The organism is Mycobacterium sp., assembly GCF_965229105.1.
Lineage (GTDB): Bacteria > Actinomycetota > Actinomycetes > Mycobacteriales > Mycobacteriaceae > Mycobacterium.
Window position 1 is genome coordinate 5,042,269 of record NZ_OZ245858.1, and the last position, 17,352, is coordinate 5,059,620.

The 17,352-nt window shown below is 64.7% G+C and carries 16 protein-coding genes; 7 read left to right on the forward strand and 9 right to left on the reverse strand.

Features of this window, described 5'->3' with window-relative positions; translation table 11 throughout:
- Positions 1-22 precede the first annotated feature (22 nt).
- From ADBZ9O_RS23635 to ADBZ9O_RS23645, 3 genes are read right to left on the reverse strand one after another with little or no spacing between them, the layout of a single operon-like run.
- Complete coding sequence (locus ADBZ9O_RS23635; RefSeq protein WP_526525382.1) at positions 23-877, reverse strand: ABC transporter ATP-binding protein; 855 nt, start codon at positions 875-877, stop codon at positions 23-25.
- Entirely contained in the window at positions 823-1,467 is a 645-nt protein-coding gene (gene yczE / locus ADBZ9O_RS23640) for a membrane protein YczE (protein ID WP_526533422.1), read from the reverse strand. Before yczE ends, ADBZ9O_RS23635 begins: the two co-directional genes overlap by 55 nt.
- Before the next feature lie 59 nt (positions 1,468-1,526).
- The gene (locus ADBZ9O_RS23645; RefSeq protein WP_526525384.1) at positions 1,527-1,703 is read right to left on the reverse strand and encodes a hypothetical protein; all 177 of its coding nucleotides are present in this window, start codon (positions 1,701-1,703) and stop codon (positions 1,527-1,529) included.
- 61 nt (positions 1,704-1,764) lie between these two features.
- On the opposite strand from ADBZ9O_RS23645, the gene yczR reads away from it, so the two are divergent.
- Positions 1,765-3,246, forward strand: coding sequence for a MocR-like transcription factor YczR (yczR, locus tag ADBZ9O_RS23650; RefSeq protein WP_526525385.1), 1,482 nt, complete (start codon positions 1,765-1,767; stop codon positions 3,244-3,246).
- On the opposite strand, the gene serB is transcribed toward yczR, so the two are convergent.
- Positions 3,243-4,475 carry a phosphoserine phosphatase SerB gene (gene serB / locus ADBZ9O_RS23655; RefSeq protein ID WP_526525386.1) on the reverse strand — a complete coding sequence of 411 codons (1,233 nt, stop codon included), beginning with the start codon at positions 4,473-4,475 and terminating at the stop codon, positions 3,243-3,245. The genes yczR and serB overlap by 4 nt on opposite strands.
- 33 nt (positions 4,476-4,508) lie before the next feature.
- Positions 4,509-6,254, reverse strand: coding sequence for an aa3-type cytochrome oxidase subunit I (gene ctaD, locus ADBZ9O_RS23660; protein ID WP_526525387.1), 1,746 nt, complete (start codon positions 6,252-6,254; stop codon positions 4,509-4,511).
- Between the two features lie 173 nt (positions 6,255-6,427).
- On the opposite strand from ctaD, the gene ADBZ9O_RS23665 reads away from it, so the two are divergent.
- From ADBZ9O_RS23665 to ADBZ9O_RS23680, 4 genes are all read left to right on the forward strand, one after another.
- Complete coding sequence (locus ADBZ9O_RS23665; RefSeq protein WP_526525388.1) at positions 6,428-7,516, forward strand: ABC transporter substrate-binding protein; 1,089 nt, start codon at positions 6,428-6,430, stop codon at positions 7,514-7,516.
- A gap of 61 nt (positions 7,517-7,577) precedes the next feature.
- Positions 7,578-8,627 carry an NAD(P)-dependent alcohol dehydrogenase gene (locus ADBZ9O_RS23670; RefSeq protein WP_526525389.1) on the forward strand — a complete coding sequence of 350 codons (1,050 nt, stop codon included), beginning with the start codon at positions 7,578-7,580 and terminating at the stop codon, positions 8,625-8,627.
- A 30-nt stretch (positions 8,628-8,657) separates the two neighbouring features.
- Positions 8,658-8,933 (forward strand): YciI family protein, encoded by a 276-nt coding sequence (locus ADBZ9O_RS23675; RefSeq protein WP_526525390.1) that lies wholly within the window; start codon positions 8,658-8,660, stop codon positions 8,931-8,933.
- Between the two features lie 148 nt (positions 8,934-9,081).
- Positions 9,082-10,131 carry an NAD(P)-dependent alcohol dehydrogenase gene (locus tag ADBZ9O_RS23680; RefSeq protein WP_526525392.1) on the forward strand — a complete coding sequence of 350 codons (1,050 nt, stop codon included), beginning with the start codon at positions 9,082-9,084 and terminating at the stop codon, positions 10,129-10,131.
- Positions 10,132-10,194: 63 nt separating this feature from the next.
- On the opposite strand, the gene ADBZ9O_RS23685 is transcribed toward ADBZ9O_RS23680, so the two are convergent.
- Positions 10,195-10,524, reverse strand: a complete 330-nt coding sequence (locus ADBZ9O_RS23685; RefSeq protein WP_526525394.1) for a DUF3349 domain-containing protein — start codon at positions 10,522-10,524, stop codon at positions 10,195-10,197.
- A 233-nt stretch (positions 10,525-10,757) separates the two neighbouring features.
- On the opposite strand from ADBZ9O_RS23685, the gene ADBZ9O_RS23690 reads away from it, so the two are divergent.
- Both ADBZ9O_RS23690 and ADBZ9O_RS23695 read left to right on the forward strand, forming a co-directional pair.
- Complete coding sequence (locus ADBZ9O_RS23690; protein ID WP_526525395.1) at positions 10,758-12,347, forward strand: amino acid permease; 1,590 nt, start codon at positions 10,758-10,760, stop codon at positions 12,345-12,347.
- A gap of 96 nt (positions 12,348-12,443) precedes the next feature.
- On the forward strand, positions 12,444-13,811 hold the full coding sequence (locus tag ADBZ9O_RS23695) for an FAD-binding oxidoreductase (RefSeq protein ID WP_526533424.1): 1,368 nt from the start codon (positions 12,444-12,446) through the stop codon (positions 13,809-13,811).
- 18 nt (positions 13,812-13,829) lie between these two features.
- Here the strand turns inward: ADBZ9O_RS23695 and nrdF are convergent, their stop codons facing one another.
- The 3 genes from nrdF to ADBZ9O_RS23710 form a co-directional block, all read right to left on the reverse strand.
- Complete coding sequence (gene nrdF, locus ADBZ9O_RS23700) at positions 13,830-14,792, reverse strand: class 1b ribonucleoside-diphosphate reductase subunit beta (RefSeq protein ID WP_526533426.1); 963 nt, start codon at positions 14,790-14,792, stop codon at positions 13,830-13,832.
- Positions 14,793-14,915: 123 nt separating this feature from the next.
- Positions 14,916-16,394 (reverse strand): flavin-containing monooxygenase, encoded by a 1,479-nt coding sequence (locus ADBZ9O_RS23705; RefSeq protein ID WP_526525396.1) that lies wholly within the window; start codon positions 16,392-16,394, stop codon positions 14,916-14,918.
- A gap of 119 nt (positions 16,395-16,513) precedes the next feature.
- Positions 16,514-17,239: a TetR/AcrR family transcriptional regulator gene (locus tag ADBZ9O_RS23710; protein ID WP_526525397.1), complete on the reverse strand. Its 726-nt coding sequence runs from the start codon at positions 17,237-17,239 to the stop codon at positions 16,514-16,516.
- Positions 17,240-17,352 lie beyond the last annotated feature (113 nt).

Below are 17,352 nucleotides of genomic sequence, written 5' to 3' on the forward strand. Positions count from 1 at the left end.
TGCTTGTCGGTGGGAGTTTCGGTCACGCTCGCCTCCTGTGGGCTGCGCGGCTGCGGACCCGCCGCGCAAAATAGCGGCCGTCGAGCACATCGAGCGTGATCGACTGACCGAAAGCCTTGGACAGATTCTCTGAGGTCAACACATCGGTCAGCAGACCGGCCGCCACGACCTTGCCTTCCGAGAGCATCAGGCAGTGACTGAAGCCGGGCGGGATCTCCTCGACGTGGTGGGTGACCAGCACCGTCGCGGGCGCATCGGGATCTGCGGCCAGATCCGCCAGGCGCGAGACGAGCTCTTCGCGTCCGCCGAGGTCGAGTCCGGCGGCGGGTTCGTCGAGCAGCAGCAGTTCCGGGTCGGTCATCAGCGACCGGGCGATCAGTACCCGCTTGCGCTCACCTTCGGACAACGTGCCGTAGCTCCGCTCGGCGAGGTGTTCGGCGCCGAGGCTTTCCAGCATGTCTACGGCTTGGGCATAGTCGATGTCCTCGTACTGCTCGCGCCACCGGCCCAGCACCGCGTAACCCGCGGAGACCACCAGATCGCGGACCACTTCGTCGTCAGGAATCCGTTGCGACAGTGCCGAGCTGCTCAGACCGACGCGCGAGCGAAGTTCGGACATATCGACGCGGCCCAGCCGCTCGCCGAGAACGTAGGCCCGACCCGACGACGGGTACTCCATCGCCGCGGCGATCCGCAGCAGTGAGGTTTTGCCTGCCCCGTTGGGTCCGATGACCACCCATCGTTCGTCGAGTTCGACCTGCCAGGTGATGGGCCCGACCAGCACCTGACCGCCGCGGCGCAGCGAGACCTTCCTGAAATCGATCAGCAGGTCTGGGTCGCTTGGCGCGTCTGTGGGGTCGGGTCCGGATTCGGGCACTCGCTCATGTTAGTCAGGGTGTTCTCCGCAAACGCCCAGCCGCTACGGGCGAGTACGGGTTCAGGCGTGAGACGCAGCATCAACTGCACCAGCGGGCCGATACCCAGGGCGTAGATCACGGTGCCGACCCCGACGGTGCCGCCCAGGAGCCAGCCCGTCACCAGCACGGTGGCCTCGATGGACGTCCGGACCAACCGCACCGACAGCCCGGTCCGCGCCACCAGCCCGGTCATCAGGCCGTCGCGTGGTCCTGGCCCGAGACCCGCACCGATGTAGAGCACGGTGCTGATCGCATTGAGCAGGACCGCCCCGAGCATCAGCGCCACCCGCAGCGGAAGTGCGGTCGGTGTCGGCAGCACCGCCAGGCTGGCATCGACGGTGACCGCGATGACGATGACGTTGGCGATCGTCCCGATGCCGGGCCGGTTGCGCAACGGAATCCAGGCCAGCAGCACCGCGACGCCGACCACTGCCGAGGCCACCCCGATCGTCATCCCGGTATGCCGCGCCAGGCCCTGGTGGAAAACGTCCCACGGGTCAAGGCCGAGGCCCGCGCGGACCATCAGCGCCATCGAGAAGCCGTAGCCCATCAGGCCGATCAACAGTGCGGAGCCACGACCCACCGCGTTGGTGACGGCAGCGCGCCTCGTCACGAGTGGTCCTGATACCGCGACCGGATGGCGTTGAGTTCACTGCGCAACCGGCGGCCGTCGAGATCGGAGTCGACGTAGAAATCGTTGGACCGCAGGGCGGCCAACGATGAGCGCATGCTCCGGGTGGCGCGCAGTGAATATCCGGCAAGTCGAGATATCCAGTTTCTGTTCATACGTCGATAATCTGATCAACTGGCTTGCCCTTCAATAGCCAGTTCGTGAATACTGGCTCCAATGGTGGCTCCCACACGTCCCCGCAGGCTCGATCCCGACCGGCTGGCCCGCGAATTGGGCAACTGGCGGACAGCCAGTGGGTCAGGCCCGGTCTATCGCGGCCTGGCCGACGGAATCCGACTGCTGATCATCGACGGGCGGTTGCCAATCGGGGCGCAGCTGCCCAGCGAGCGCGTCCTGTCCGACGCCCTGCGGGTGTCGAGGACCACGGTGACGTCGGCATACACACAACTCGGCGAGGACGGTTATCTGCTCTCCCGCCCCGGCGCACGCAGCGTTACAGCGCTGCCCACCATCCCGACACCGGCCGCCCCGACCACAGATATGGCGGCCCAGGGAATCACCGTCAACCTCGCCGCCGCTGCGATGTCCGCGCCGGTCTCCGCTGTCGTCGCCGCGGTCGCCGCTGCCGCCGAAGAGGTGATGCCCTATCTGCACACACCGGGTCTCGAACTGGCCGGGGTGGCGCCACTGCGTGCCGCCATCGCCGATCGGTACACCGCCCGCGGCCTGCCGACCTCACCTGAGGAAATCATGGTCACCAGCGGCGCTCTGCAGGCCATTGGGCTGATCCTGGCCACCTTCATCCAGCCCGGCGACCGGGTGCTGGTCGAGCAACCGACCTTCCACGGTGCGCTGGCCGCGATCGCCGCCGCCGGTGCGCGGCCGGTTCCGGTCGCACTCAATCCCGAAGCCACCGACGACGTGTGGGACCTCGACGCGCTGCAGTTCGCCGTCCGCCAACTGGCCCCCAACCTGGCCTACCTGATGCCCGACAACCACAATCCGGTCGGTCTGACGATGCCGGCGCCGTCCCGAAACCGGTTGGCGCACATCATCGCCGAGACCCGCACTCGCACCATCATCGACGAAACGATGGTCGATATGTGGCTCGACGAGCCGGTACCACCACCGATGGCCGCGGCGATGACCAGCCGCCATGACCTGGTGCTCACCGTCGGATCGATGTCCAAATCGTTCTGGGGTGGGTTGCGCGTCGGCTGGATTCGCGCCGAGCGCTCGACGCTGGCAACCGTGGCCGCGGTCCGGCCCTCGATCGATCTGGGCACCCCGATCCTCGAACAGCTCACTGCGGCAAAGCTTCTCGCGGTCGAAGATACCGTGCTACCAGCACGCAGGGAGCTGGTCAAAAACGGCAGAACCTTGATGACAGCACTATTGGCGCAACATCTGCCCGACTGGCGGCCGGTCAGCAGCGGGCAGTGGCCCGCCGGTGGACTGGCGCTGTGGGTGCGACTACCCGCTCCGATGAGTTCGGCGTTATCGGCCGCCGCGTCGCGCCTCGGTGTCGACCTGCCACCGGGGCCGCGGTTCGGCGTTGACGGCACGCTGGAACGCTATATCCGGGTGCCCTACACGCTGCCGGCGGATGAGCTGCGCGGTGCGGTCGAATTGCTTGCGCGCGCTTGGCATTCGGTCACTGGTGGCGTCACGGCGCAACCACGCAACGTGGTCATCTAGTCCGGCGGGATATCCACCCGACGCACCAGACCGTCGACGGCGTCGGCGGCTTCGATCTCGCCACGGGTGACGCCGAGGATGAACAACACGGTATCGAGATACGGGTGGCTCAGCGAAGCGTCGGCAACCTCACGCAGCGCGGGCTTGGCATTGAAGGCCACACCCAGGCCCGCCGCAGCCAACATGTCGATATCGTTGGCGCCGTCGCCGACGGCCACGGTCTGTGCCATCGGCACACCCACCTGATTGGCGAAGTCCCTCAGCGCCTTGGCTTTTCCCGGCCGGTCGATGATCTCCCCGATGACCCGGCCGGTCAGCTTGCCGTCCACGATCTCCAGCTCGTTGGCCGCCACGAAGTCCAGCTTCAGCTCGTGCGCCAGCGGGTCGATCACCTGACGGAATCCGCCGGAGACCACGCCGCAGTAGAAACCCAAACGCCGCAACGTCCGTAACGTGGTGCGGGCACCCGCGGTCAGTTCGATCTGATCGGCGACATCATCGAGCACTTCGGCGGGCAGCCCGGCCAGCGTCGCAACCCGTTCCCGTAGCGAGTCGGCGAAATCGAGTTCACCGTTCATCGCCGCCTCGGTGATCTGGGCGACCTTGGCCTCGGCGCCTGCCCTGGCGGCCAGCATCTCGATGACTTCACCCTGGATCAGCGTGGAGTCCACGTCGAACACGATGAGCCGCTTGGCGCGCCGGGACAGGCTGTAATCCTCCAGCGCCAGATCCACGCCCTCGTCCGCGGCGACCTTGGCCAGCGCGGCTTGCAACTGCCCGCCGACGCCGGGCGGTACCGAAACCCGCAGCTCCAAACCGGTGACGGGATAGTCGGAGACTCCGCGGATGGTGTCGAAGTTGACGCCGAGGGCGGCCGCCTCCTTCGCCAGTACGCCGAAGGTCTGCGCGGTGATCGGGCGACCGAGCACCACGATGGTGTGTGTCGAGGGCTCGGTCAGGATCGCCGAGTCGTAGCTTCGTTCGATGGCGACGTCCAGGCCGACCCTGGCGATGGCGGCCCGGACCTGCTCGTGGAAGTCCAGGCTGTCGCCCACTTCCCTGGCGCACGAGACCAGTACGCCGAGCGTCAGCCGGCCACGGATGACCACCTGTTCAACATTGAGCAGCTCTACTTTGTGCTGCGAAAGCACCTCGAAGAGCGCCGACGTGACACCTGGCTGATCGACACCGGTGACAGTGATCAGCACCGACACCTTCGAACTATTCACTCCGAAATCGACCGCCCGTGGCCCTTACGACCGTCAGGTGCGGACGTTTGCATCGTCAAGCGCGGTGACGTCACCGTGCGGCGGGTGCTTACCGCCACCGATGTGCGCCTCGGCGCGCATCCGCTCGACCATGTGCGGGTAGTGCAGCTCGAACGCCGGCCGCTCGGACCGGATCCGGGGCAGCTCGGTGAAGTTGTGCCGCGGCGGCGGGCAACTGGTCGCCCACTCCAGGGAGTTGCCGTAACCCCAGGGATCGTCGACCGTGACGACCTCGCCGTAGCGCCAGCTCTTGAACACGTTCCAGACAAAGGGCACGGTCGAGATTCCGAGGATGAACGCGCCGACGGTCGAGACGATGTTCAGCGTGGTGAACCCGTCGGTGGGCAGGTAATCCGCGTAGCGCCGCGGCATGCCCTCATTGCCGAGCCAGTGCTGCACCAGGAACGTGACGTGGAAACCGATGAACGTCAACCAGAAATGCAGCTTGCCCAGGCGTTCGTCGAGCAGGCGGCCGGTCATCTTCGGGAACCAGAAGTAGATGCCGGCGTACGTGGCGAACACGATGGTGCCGAACAGCACGTAATGGAAGTGCGCGATGACGAAATAGGAGTCGGTGACATGGAAGTCGATCGGCGGGCTGGCCAGCAGCACACCGGACAGACCACCGAGCAGGAAGGTCACCAGGAAGCCGACCGAGAACAGCATCGGCGTCTCGAACGTGAGCTGTCCCTTCCACATCGTGCCGATCCAGTTGAAGAACTTGATCCCGGTGGGCACGGCGATCAGGAATGTCATGAACGAGAAGAACGGCAGCAGCACCGCACCCGTGGCGTACATGTGGTGGGCCCACACCGCGACCGACAGCGCGGCGATCGACAGCGTCGCGTAGATCAGCGTGGTGTACCCGAAGATCGGCTTGCGGCTGAACACCGGGAATATCTCACTGACGATGCCGAAGAACGGCAGCGCGATGATGTACACCTCGGGGTGGCCGAAGAACCAGAACAGGTGCTGCCACAACAGGACACCACCGTTGGCGGGGTCATAGACGTGCGCACCGAGGTGGCGGTCAGCGGCCAGGCCGAACAGCGCGGCGGTCAGCAGCGGGAAGGCCAGCAGCACCAGGATCGAGGTCACCAGGATGTTCCAGGTGAAGATCGGCATCCGGAACATCGTCATACCGGGCGCGCGCATGCAGACCACGGTGGTGATCATGTTGACCCCACCGAGGATGGTGCCAAGACCACCGACGGCCAGGCCCATGATCCACAGGTCGGCGCCGGCTCCCGGGGAGTGGATGGCGTCGGTCAGCGGCGTATAGGCGGTCCAGCCGAAGTCGGCGGCACCACCGGGGGTGATGAAACCGGCGATCGCGATCAGCGCACCGAACAGGAACAGCCAGAACGAGAACGCATTCAGCCGCGGGAAGGCAACGTCAGGAGCGCCGATCTGCAGCGGCAGCACCAGGTTCGCGAACCCGAAGACGATGGGCGTCGCATAGAACAGCAGCATCACCGTGCCATGCATGGTGAACAGCTGGTTGTACTGCTCGTTGGACAGGAACTGCAGACCCGGCACCGCAAGCTCGGTGCGCATCAGCAGGGCCATCAGGCCGCCGATGAAGAAGAAGATGAAGCAGGCGACGCAGTACATGATGCCGATCAACTTGTGATCGGTCGTCGTGATCAGCTTGTAGATCAGGTTGCCCTTGGGGCCCATGCGTTCCTTGTAGGGACGCGTGGCCTCGAGTTCTCCAAGCGGGGGGGCTTCGGCGGTCAAGAGCTTCTCCAAACATCTAAATCCGGAACGAGGCAGCGGGGCCCGGCCGAGAGAGTCCGGTAACTACTCCCCGAATCCTATCCCCCGCGTGGCCCCGTGTCGGCCCGGGTCCGACAATCTGTCGTAGATGTCGGCGGACCGGTATCGCCGGGGCTGGATGTTACCGTCGGGCCGTGCTGTTGAGTCGGATTCGACCAGGCGTTCTCGCCGCCACGACCGCCGCTCTGGTTGCCATCGTCGCCACGGTCTGCACCAGTTGCTCGACGCCCGCAGGCGAGGTTCCGGTCGCCTCCGAGTCCAGTGTGATCACCAGCACGACGAAGGTCGCCGGGGCGGGCGTTCTGGGCAATGACCGCAGGCCCGACGAATCCTGTGCCGCTGATGCTGCGGCGCTCGATCCCGGCGGACCGACCCGACCGGTCAGCAGCGGGACCTCCCGCGGCGATATCGACGTCCCGGCCGATCCGCAGCGCATCGTGGTCCTGGCCGGCGATCAGCTCGACGCTCTGTGCGCGCTCGGTCTGCAGTCGCGGATTGTCGCGGCCGCGCTGCCCGACGGCTCCGAATCGCAGCCGTCCTATCTGGGCACCGTCATCCACAACGTGCCTCCCGCCGGAAGCCGCAGCGCACCGGATATGGCTGCGATCGCAGCGGCCAAACCGGAGCTGATTCTCGGTTCCGCGGCGCTGACGCCCGACGATTACGGACAGTTCCTGGCGATCGCGCCGACGGTGTTCACCGCTGCGCCCGGCGCCGGCTGGCAGGACACCCTGCGTGCAGTCGGGGCCGCGACAGGTCGGGCCGGCGCCGCTGATGAATTGATCGCCGATTTCACCTCTTCTGCCAAACAGTCCGGTGTCGCCGCTGACGCAGAGCACTACCAGGCGTCGGTGGTGCAGCTCACCGAAGACACCGTGCGGGTCTACGGGACCGATAACTTCCCGGGCAGCGTGCTGACCGCCGTCGGAGCCGATCGTCCTGCATCCCAACGGTTTACCGACAAACCGTTCGTCGAACTGTCCGACTCGGCGACGGATCTGTCAGCCGCCGACGGCGACATCATCTACGTATCGTTCGACTCCCCCGCCGCCAAAGGGCGCGCCGCCACCGTGATGGACAGCGACGCCTGGCGGGCGCTGTCCGCGGTCCGGGACAACCGGGTGTTCGTCGTCAACAACGAGATATGGCAGCGTGGGCAAGGACTGGTGGCCGCGCGCGCTGTCGTTGCCGACCTGCGCTGGCTGAACGCGCCGATCAACTAAGTCCGGTAAACACGCCCTGGCGTAATTCGCCGGTCACAGGACTGCGGAAAAATCGCACCGCATGACCACCACCGTTTCCGCCTACGCCGCCACGTCGGCCACTGCGCCGTTGACCAAGACCACCATCGAGCGCCGCGACGTCGGCCCGCACGATGTGGCCTTCGACATCAAGTTCGCCGGCATCTGCCACTCCGATATCCACACCGTGAAGGGTGAATGGGGCCCGGCCAACTACCCCGTCGTCGCAGGCCACGAACTGGCCGGTGTGGTCACCGAGGTCGGCTCCGCGGTCACCAAGTTCACGGTCGGCGACCATGTCGGCGTCGGCTGCTTCGTCGACTCCTGCCGCGAATGCGCTCAGTGCACGGCCGGCCTGCAGCAGTACTGCACCGGCGAGGGCGGCATGGTCGACACCTATAACGCCATCGGCAAGGACGGCACCCCGACCTACGGCGGCTACAGCGCCGCGACCGTGGTGGACGAGAACTACGTGCTGAACATCCCCGACAGCATTCCGCTGGACAAGGCCGCTCCCCTGCTCTGCGCCGGCATCACGCTCTATTCGCCCCTGCGCCACTGGGGTGCAGGCCCGGGAAAGAAAGTAGCCGTCGTCGGCCTGGGCGGACTCGGCCACATGGGCGTGAAGATCGCACACGCGATGGGCGCCGAGGTGACCGTGCTCAGCCAGTCGCTGAAGAAGATGGAAGACGGTCTACGCCTGGGCGCCGACGAGTACTACGCCACCAGCGACCCGGACACCTTCACCACGCTGGCCGGGACGTTCGACTTGATCATCAACACGGTGTCGGCCAACCTCGATATGGGCCCCTACCTCAGTCTGCTCACCGTTGACGGAACCCTGGTCCAGGTCGGAGCGCCCGAACATCCGATGGCGGTGCCGTTCTTCCCGCTCGGCGGCGGCCGTCGCAGCTTGGCCGGGTCGAGCATCGGGGGTATTCCGGAGACTCAGGAGATGTTGGACTTCTGCGCCGAACATGACGTCACACCCGAGATCGAGGTCATCGAGGCCTCCTACGTCAACGAGGCCTACGAACGCGTGCTGGCCAGCGACGTGCGGTACCGGTTTGTCATCGACAATTCGACTCTCTGACGCCACGTGGATCACTGCTAATCTCACGCCGTGTTCCACGTTTTGACTCTGACCTATACCCAGCCCGCCGACGCCGTCGCCGAGGTGAGACCCGCTCACCTGGTCTGGTTGCAGGCTGAGATCGAGGCCGGGCGGCTGATTCTGACGGGCCGCCTCGAGTCGGGGCAGGGTGGGATTCTCGTCACGGGCGATATCAGTACTGAGGCCGCGGAGGAACTGATGGCCGCCGACCCATATACGCAGGCAGGGCTGGTGCGCTACGACCGGGTCAGCTTCACCGGCGGGGGCCGCGCTCCCGGTTTGTAACAAACACTTCATCCACGTCCGGAACTAAACCGGTGATGATGTCGGTTGGGATAGCTCGGGGCGCACCGTCGCGCCGTACACAGTTAACGTCGCTAGGATTTTTAGCGGACGAATCGCTTACATCGAATCAAAGAGGGCACGCAACCACATGACCACCACCGTTTCCGCGTACGCCGCCACGTCGGCCACCGAACCGTTGACCAAGACCACCATCGAGCGCCGCGACGTCGGCCCGCACGATGTCGCCTTCGACATCAAGTTCGCCGGCATCTGCCACTCCGATATCCACACTGTGAAGGGCGAATGGGGCCCGGCGAATTACCCCGTGGTTGCCGGTCACGAACTGGCCGGCGTGGTCACCGAGGTCGGCTCCGAGGTCACCAAGTTCAAGGTCGGCGACCATGTCGGCGTCGGCTGCTTCGTCGACTCCTGCCGCGAATGCGATAACTGCAAGGCCGGTCTGCAGCAGTACTGCACCGGCGAGGGCGGCATGGTCGGCACCTACAACGCCATCGGCAAGGACGGCACCCCGACCTACGGCGGTTACAGCCAGGCGACCGTTGTCGACGAGAACTACGTCCTCAACATCCCCGACAGCATTCCGCTGGACAAGGCGGCTCCCCTGCTGTGCGCAGGCGTAACCCTGTTCTCCCCGCTCAAGCACTGGAATGCCGGTCCCGGCAAGAAGGTCGCCATCATCGGCCTGGGCGGCCTCGGTCACATGGGCGTCAAACTCGCGCACGCAATGGGCGCCGAGGTCACCGTGCTCAGCCAGTCGCTGAAGAAGATGGAAGACGGTCTGCGCCTGGGCGCCGACGAGTACTACGCCACCAGTGACCCGGACACGTTCACCACGCTGGCCGGAAAGTTCGACCTCATCCTCAACACCGTGTCGGCCAATCTCGAGATGGGTGCCTACCTGGGCCTGCTGGCCACCGACGGCACCCTTGTCGAGCTGGGCGCGCCGGAGAAGCCGCTGGTCGTCCCGTTCTTCCCGCTGGGTGCGTACCGCCGGAACCTGTCCGGTTCGATGATCGGCGGCATCCCGGAAACCCAGGAGATGCTCGACTTCTGCGCCGAGCACGACGTCACCCCCGAGATCGAGGTCATCGAGGCGTCGTATGTCAACGAGGCCTACGAGCGCGTGCTCGCCAGCGACGTGCGCTACCGCTTCGTCATCGATACCGCCACCATCTGAGTCCCTAGACACACAATCGGCGGCCGTCCCCACCGGGGGCGGCCGCCGATTGTCTTGGGAGGTTCAGGCAGAAGAATCGCCGACGCCGGCCAGCGGCCAACCAGCTGCAGCGAGTTTGGCTGCGACACGGTGGACGTTCTCGGGTCCGGCATCGTGATGGGTGACCTCGGCGATGAACGCCTCGATCTCGTCCTTGTCGATCTGACCATCAACCAGCGCTGGCGAATCAGCGGCGGTGAGGTGACGGACTACCTCTTTGATCTGCTCGTCAGTCAGCGGAGTCGCGCGTAGCAGTGCCAGCAACGGGACCCGGTCGTCGCCGGGAACCCCTTCGGGGTAGCCGGCCCGCAGCCAGTTGAGGACGCGGCCCAATAGTGAAGAAGTGGTAGTCACGGGCCAAGTCTGGCCACATCGCAGCACATGCGCCACTGTCGGGCTGGACAGTTCGCCCGTCATTCACCGGTCGTTCATCGCCGACGCAAGCCCGTCTCCACCGCGCCCAACCTGTCAGTTGCCAGGAAATATCGCTCCCCGAGTTGTCGAGTCGGCGCCGGGATGCGACGCTCACACCAGAACCGCAGCGTTGCGGCACTTTCAGCTGTCCGTTCCGACTGAGGAGGCCCGCGGTGTCGACTGAATCCGCAGCCACGACCGACACTCCTAATGGGCCGTCAGGCCTGAAAAAGGGGTCCATCGGAATCATCGCCGTCATTTTCATGGCCGTGGCCAATGCTGCACCGATCACCGCTATGACTGGCAATGTGCCGATCGCAGTTGGGTTCGGTAACGGCCTCGGCGCCCCCGCCGGCTTCCTGTTCGCGACGATCATCCTGACGTTGTTCGCGCTCGGCTATGTGGCCATGGCCAGGCATATCACCACCACCGGCGCCTTCTACGGCTTCATCTCGCACGGGCTGGGCCAAGTGTGGGGAATGGCCAGTGGTGTGCTGGCGACCTTCGCTTATGTGGTGTTCGAAGGCTCCCTGATCGGCGGCTGCGCGTACTTCGCCAACGACGCCATCAACACCATCTTCGGCGTGAACATCCCCTGGCTGGTGATCGCCATCGTCGCGATCGTCGCCATCGCATTGCTGTGCTACTTCGATATCAGCCTCACCGCAGCCATCCTCGGCGTCACCCTGACCGCGGAAGTGCTCATCCTGTTCGCGCTCGCCTTCTCGGTGATCTTCAAGGGCGGCGGACCCGACGGGTTCATGCTCAACCAGACCGTGCTGCTCAACAACGCGTTCGAGGGCCTGCCCGCCGGAGCCTTCGGCACCGCTGCCGCCGCCGGATCGATGGCCATCGGCCTGTTCTTCGCCTTCTGGTCGTGGGTCGGCTTCGAGACCACCGCGGTCTACGGCGAGGAGTCGCGCAATCCCAAGAAGATCATCCCAAGGGCGACCATTATCGCGGTGGTGGGCCTCGGCCTGTTCTACACGTTCATCTCGGCGATGGTCATCGCAGGCAACGGCGCCAAGACGTCCGTCGAGACGTCCATCAGCGCGTCGCCGCTCGACCTGTTCTTCGGCCTGGTCAGCGGCAACCTCGGCGGCATCGTGCTGGACATCTACAAGGCCTTGCTGGTGATCGGCTCCTTCGCCTGCGCACTGGCGTTCCACAACGCGGCCTCGCGCTACTTGTTCGCCCTGGCGCGGGAGATTCCGTCGGAGAAGGTCAAGCGGACCATCGGCAACACCCATCCCCAGCATGGCTCGCCGTGGATCGCCTCCACGATCCAGAGCGTGATCACGCTGGTGATCGTGCTGGCGTTCGCGTTCTTCACCGCGGTGCAGGTGCCCGACGCCGACGGTGTTCCCGTCGATACCCCGGCGCTGGTGCCCTACGTCAACATCTACGGCCTGCTGGCCCTGATCGGTACCGCCGCCATCCTGCTGGTGCAGGCCATCTGCTCGGCGGCGGTGATCTGGTACTTCTGGGTGAAGAAGACCCATAAGGGCAACATCATCACCACCCTGATCTGCCCGTTGATCGGTGGCCTGGCGATGCTGTACGTGGTCTGGCTGCTCTGGGACAACCGCGAGTTCGCGGCCGGTCTGGCTGCGAAGTCCGACGTGTTCAAGGTGGCCCCGTACATGATCCTCGGGGCGTTCCTGATCGGGCTCGTCTACGCCCTGTGGCTGCGCTCGGCCAAGCCGGCGATCTACGCCGAAATCGGTCGCACCGTCATGGAAGACACCCACGAACGGACCTGATCTGTCCGCAGCAACGACCGAACGGGCGCGAAACCTCTTGGTATTCGCGCCCGTTCGTTCGTTCCGGCGTACGGTCGTGGAGTGTCAGGCCACCCGATGCTGATCGATGCGTTGCGGCGGAGCATCCCCGCCGAGCGACTCCTGCTCGACCGCGACATCATGGCCGCCTACGAGCACGACGAGGCCGAGTGGGCACCGCACTCATCGCCGCTGGCCGTCGTGCGGGCCACCTGCGTCGAGGAGGTGGCCGCAGTCGTGCTGGCGTGCATCGACCAGCGGACCGCCGTGGTGACCCGTGGCGCGGGCACCGGATTGTCGGGGGGCGCCAACGCCACCGCTGGCAGCGTCGTGGTCACGCTCGAGGCGATGACCGCGATCAAGGACATCGACGTTCTCGAACGGTATGCGGTCGTCGAAGCCGGCGTGGTGAACGACGATCTCCGCGCCGCGTGTGCCGAACATGGCCTGTGGTACCCACCGGATCCGGCGAGTTCACCCTGGTCCACCATCGGCGGCAACGTGGCCACCAATGCCGGCGGGCTGTGTTGCGTCAAGTACGGAGTGACCCGCGATTACGTCATGGGCATGCAGGTCGTGACCGGCACAGGTGACATCGTGCGACTGGGCCGCACCACCGCAAAAGGCGTTGCCGGTTACGATCTCGCGGGTCTGATGGTCGGTTCTGAGGGAACCCTCGGGATCATCACCGAGATCGTGGTCAAGCTTCGCCCGCTGCAGGAACCACAGCGGACCATCGCGGGTTACTTCGACTCCGTTGTCGATGCAGGTCGGGCCGTCGCGGCTGTCGCCGCAGCGGGGCTGACGCCATCGGCACTAGAACTGGTTGACCGGCAGTGCCTTGTCGCAGTGGATGCCTGGAAGAACATGGGGTTGTCCGTCGACGCCAACGTCGTGCTGCTGGGGCGTGTGGACACGCCGGACCCGACGGGGCTGCAGGAAGCGCAGAAAATGCTCGCGTGCTTCGACGAAGCGGGGGCGTCCTGGTCGGCGCTGTCGACCGATCAGCAGGAGGCCGACGCATTGTTTGCCGCCCGACGTCTGGCTTACCCCGCGATGGAGCGGCTCGGCCCAGTGCTCACCGAAGATGTCTGCGTCCCCAAACGCCATGTCGCCGAGATGCTCTCGCGAATCGAGCGCATCGGTGAACGATCTGGCGTCACGATCGCCAATATCGCTCACGCCGGTGATGGAAACCTGCATCCCCTGCTGATCACGCCACACGATGACGACGACGCCCGCGTGCGCGCGCAAGCAGCGTTCGCCGAGATCATCGACGCCGCACTGGAACTCGGCGGGACTGTCACCGGCGAGCACGGCGTGGGTCTGCTCAAGATGGCAGGTCTGGCCAAAGAGCTCGATCCTGTCGTCATCGCCATGCACCGTTCGGTCAAGAACGCTCTCGACCCGCATGGGATTCTCAATCCCGGCAAGATCTTCGAGTAACCGCGAAGGCAGCGTGTTCTAGAAGTTCCAGTCCTCGTCTTCGGTGTTGATGGCTTTGCCGATCACATAGCTCGACCCCGAGCCGGAGAAGAAGTCGTGATTCTCGTCGGCGTTGGGTGACAGCGCTGACAGGATTGCCGGGTTGACGTCGGTCTCGTCCTTGGGGAACAACGCTTCGTAGCCGAGGTTCATCAGGGCCTTGTTGGCGTTGTAGCGCAGGAACTTCTTGACGTCCTCGGTCAGGCCGACCTCGTCGTAGAGGTCCTGGGTGTACTCGACCTCGTTGTCGTAGAGCTCGAACAGCAGCTCATAGGTGTAGTCCTTCAGCTCGGCCTTGCGCGCTTCATCGGCCAGCGCCAACCCCTTCTGGAACTTGTAGCCGATGTAATAGCCGTGCACGGCCTCGTCGCGGATGATCAGCCGGATCATATCGGCGGTGTTGGTCAGCTTGGCCCGGCTGCTCCAGTACATCGGCAGGTAGAAGCCCGAGTAGAACAGGAAGCTCTCCAGCAGCGTGGAGGCCACCTTGCGCTTCAGCGGATCGTCGCCCTTGTAGAAGTTCATCACGATCTCGGCCTTGCGCTGCAGGTTGGGGTTTTCCTCCGACCAGCGGAACGCCTCGTCGATCTCGACCGTCGAGCACAGCGTGGAGAAGATATTGCTGTAGCTCTTGGCGTGCACCGACTCCATGAACGCGATGTTGGTGTAGACGGCTTCCTCATGCTGAGTCAGCGCATCGGGGATCAGGCTGACCGCGCCCACTGTGCCCTGAATGGTGTCCAGCAGGGTCAGACCGGTGAACACCCGCATGGTGAGCTGCTTTTCGTGAGCGGTGAGCGTGCCCCATGAGGGGATGTCGTTGGACACCGGGACCTTCTCGGGCAACCAGAAATTACCAGTCAGCCGGTCCCACACCTCGGCGTCCTTATCGTCCTGAACGCGGTTCCAGTTGATGGCCGATACGCGGTCGATCAGCTTCATTCCATCGGACACCGGGGACCCCTTTAGGCAGTGATGATTGTGTATGTCGGGCTAGTGACCGCAACACTACAACTGGGGTCCGACGACACGCCGCAACACAACACGTTGTGTCGGACGAGTTTTTCAGCGCGTGCCCAGAAGCTGGTATTCGGTGACGTCGAGTGACCTGGTGGCCAGCCAGTACTGCCACGTCATACCGCTCCACAAGGTGCGGTTGACGCCATGGGAATCGAGGTACCAGCTCTGACATCCCCCGGTGCTCCAGACCGTACCGGCGAGTTGTTCCTGCAGCTCGGCGTTGTAGCGGTCCTGTGCGGCCCGCGTCGGCGTCAGTGCAGTCGCCCCGGCCCGGTCCACCGCGGCGATCGCCTGGGCCACGTAGCGGATCTGCGATTCGATCATGAACACCACCGAGTTGTGCCCAAGGGCGGTGTTGGGTCCGAGCAGGAAGAACAGGTTCGGCATCCCCGCGACGGCGATACCGCGCAGGGCCGCGATCCCCTCGCGGTTCCAGCGGTCGACCAGGTCCTCACCGTCCGGGCCCTTGATATCGACGTATGTGTAGGAGTCGGTGACGTGGAATCCGGTGGCGAACACCACCACGTCGACGGCGCGCTCCGTACCGTCTGAGGTGACCATCCCCGTTGGCGTGAACCGTTCGATCCGGTCGGTGATCACCTCGGTCTTCGGGTTGGCGATACCGCGGTAGTACTTGTCGGAGTTCAGGATTCGCTTACAACCGGCCCGATAATCGGGGGTGAGCTTGCGGCGCAGTTCCGGGTCTTTGATGCTGCGCCGGATATTCCACTTACCCAGCCACTCGCCGATGGTCAGCAGCCGGGGCTGGCGCGTCATCGCGAAACCGACGGCCTCATGCACCCAGTAGATACCTGCGCGCATCAACGCGCGGGTGCCCGGAACGCGGGTGAAGATCTGCCGCAGCCGCTCGGGGATGGGATTGTTCGGCCGCGGCATCACCCAGGCCGGGGTGCGCTGGTAGAGCTGTAACTGTGCGACGTCGGCGACGATCTCGGGCACGATCTGAATCGCACTGGCACCGGTTCCGATCACCGCGACGCGCTTACCCATGATGTCGACCGACGCGTCCCACTGCGCGGAATGGAATGCGGCGCCGCCAAATTCGTCCAGGCCTGGGATGTCCGGGATCAGCGGGATGTGCAGTCCCCCGGCGCCGGAGACCAGGAACTGCGCCACGAATTCGCTTCCATCCTTGGTGAAGACGTGCCAGCGCATCTCGCCCTCATCCCAGTGGGCGCGATCGACGTGCATGCCGAACCGGATGGACGGCCGCAGCCGATATTTCTCGGTGACGCCTTTGAGGTAGTCGAAAATCTCCGGCTGGAACGACCACATGTGCCGCCAGTCCGGCTTGGGCTCAAAGGAGAACGAGTACATGTGCGATGGGATGTCGCAGGCGCAGCCCGGATAGGTGTTGTCCCGCCAGGTGCCGCCGATCTCGTCTGCCTTCTCCAGGATGACGAAGTCCACCCCCTGCTTCTGCAGCGCGATCGCCATCCCCAGACCCGAGAATCCCGTGCCGATGATCAGCGCGCGGGTGTGCACCGGCTGCGTATCCGTCATGACGTCAACGGTACCTGGGAACGCGGGTACTGGATACTTTTCGCTGGTCAGGTCGACAGATTGGCGATCGATCGACGCAATTGCTGCTCCGTCCGGGCCAGACCGAAAGCTAGGCGCGCCTAGCTGACCGCCTGCTCGCGCGGCACCGCCTTGTGAATCGGGAGATCGGGATCGATTTTGATCCCGAGCAAGGCGGTGGTTCCGTTGATCACGCCGAGCATGATCGTGGACAGATGCGCAATGAAATCTTCGCGAGGCATGCGGCGGGGGGTGTCCGGTTTGGATCCCAGCCACCAGTCGGTCGCCGACGCCGCCGTCCCGAAGGTGGCGAAGGCCGCCAGTTCGATTGCGGCGCGGTCTAATTCCATCTCCCGCAGTTCGTTGTTGAACATCTCGGCCATCGCCAAGGTGATCTCACGGCCCTCGTTGACAGCACGCATCGTTGACTCGGACTGCTCGGGAAACCTGCCCTGGATGACGAACCGCAGCACATTTGGATGTTCATCGACGAGATAGACGTACTGCTCGACACTTCGCTGAATTACGACACTGGCCGGGTCGGTGGCCAGGTTGATCACCGGGAAGATGGCCGCCCACAGCATGTCGCGCAGCCGTTCGCCGATAGCGCCGAACAAATCGGATTTATCGGTGAAGTGCCGGTAGATCTTCGGCTTGGCGGTGCCGGCCTCCTCGGCGATTTCACGCAGGCTCAGCTCGGGGCCAAGGCGGTCGATGGCACGGAATGAGGCATCGACGATCTCGCCGCGGACCTTTTTCCGATGTTCGCGCCAGCGTTCACTACGCGCGTCGACTTTGACGCCAGCTTCTCCGCTGGGTCCCGTCACCCGTGGCCCTCTCCGCACGGTCAGCACTGTACCCGCCCAGGCACCCCTGACCTGCGAAGACCGCGTTTACCCAGAAAGGTCGACGGAGTGTCGCACTGGTCACATTTCTGTCA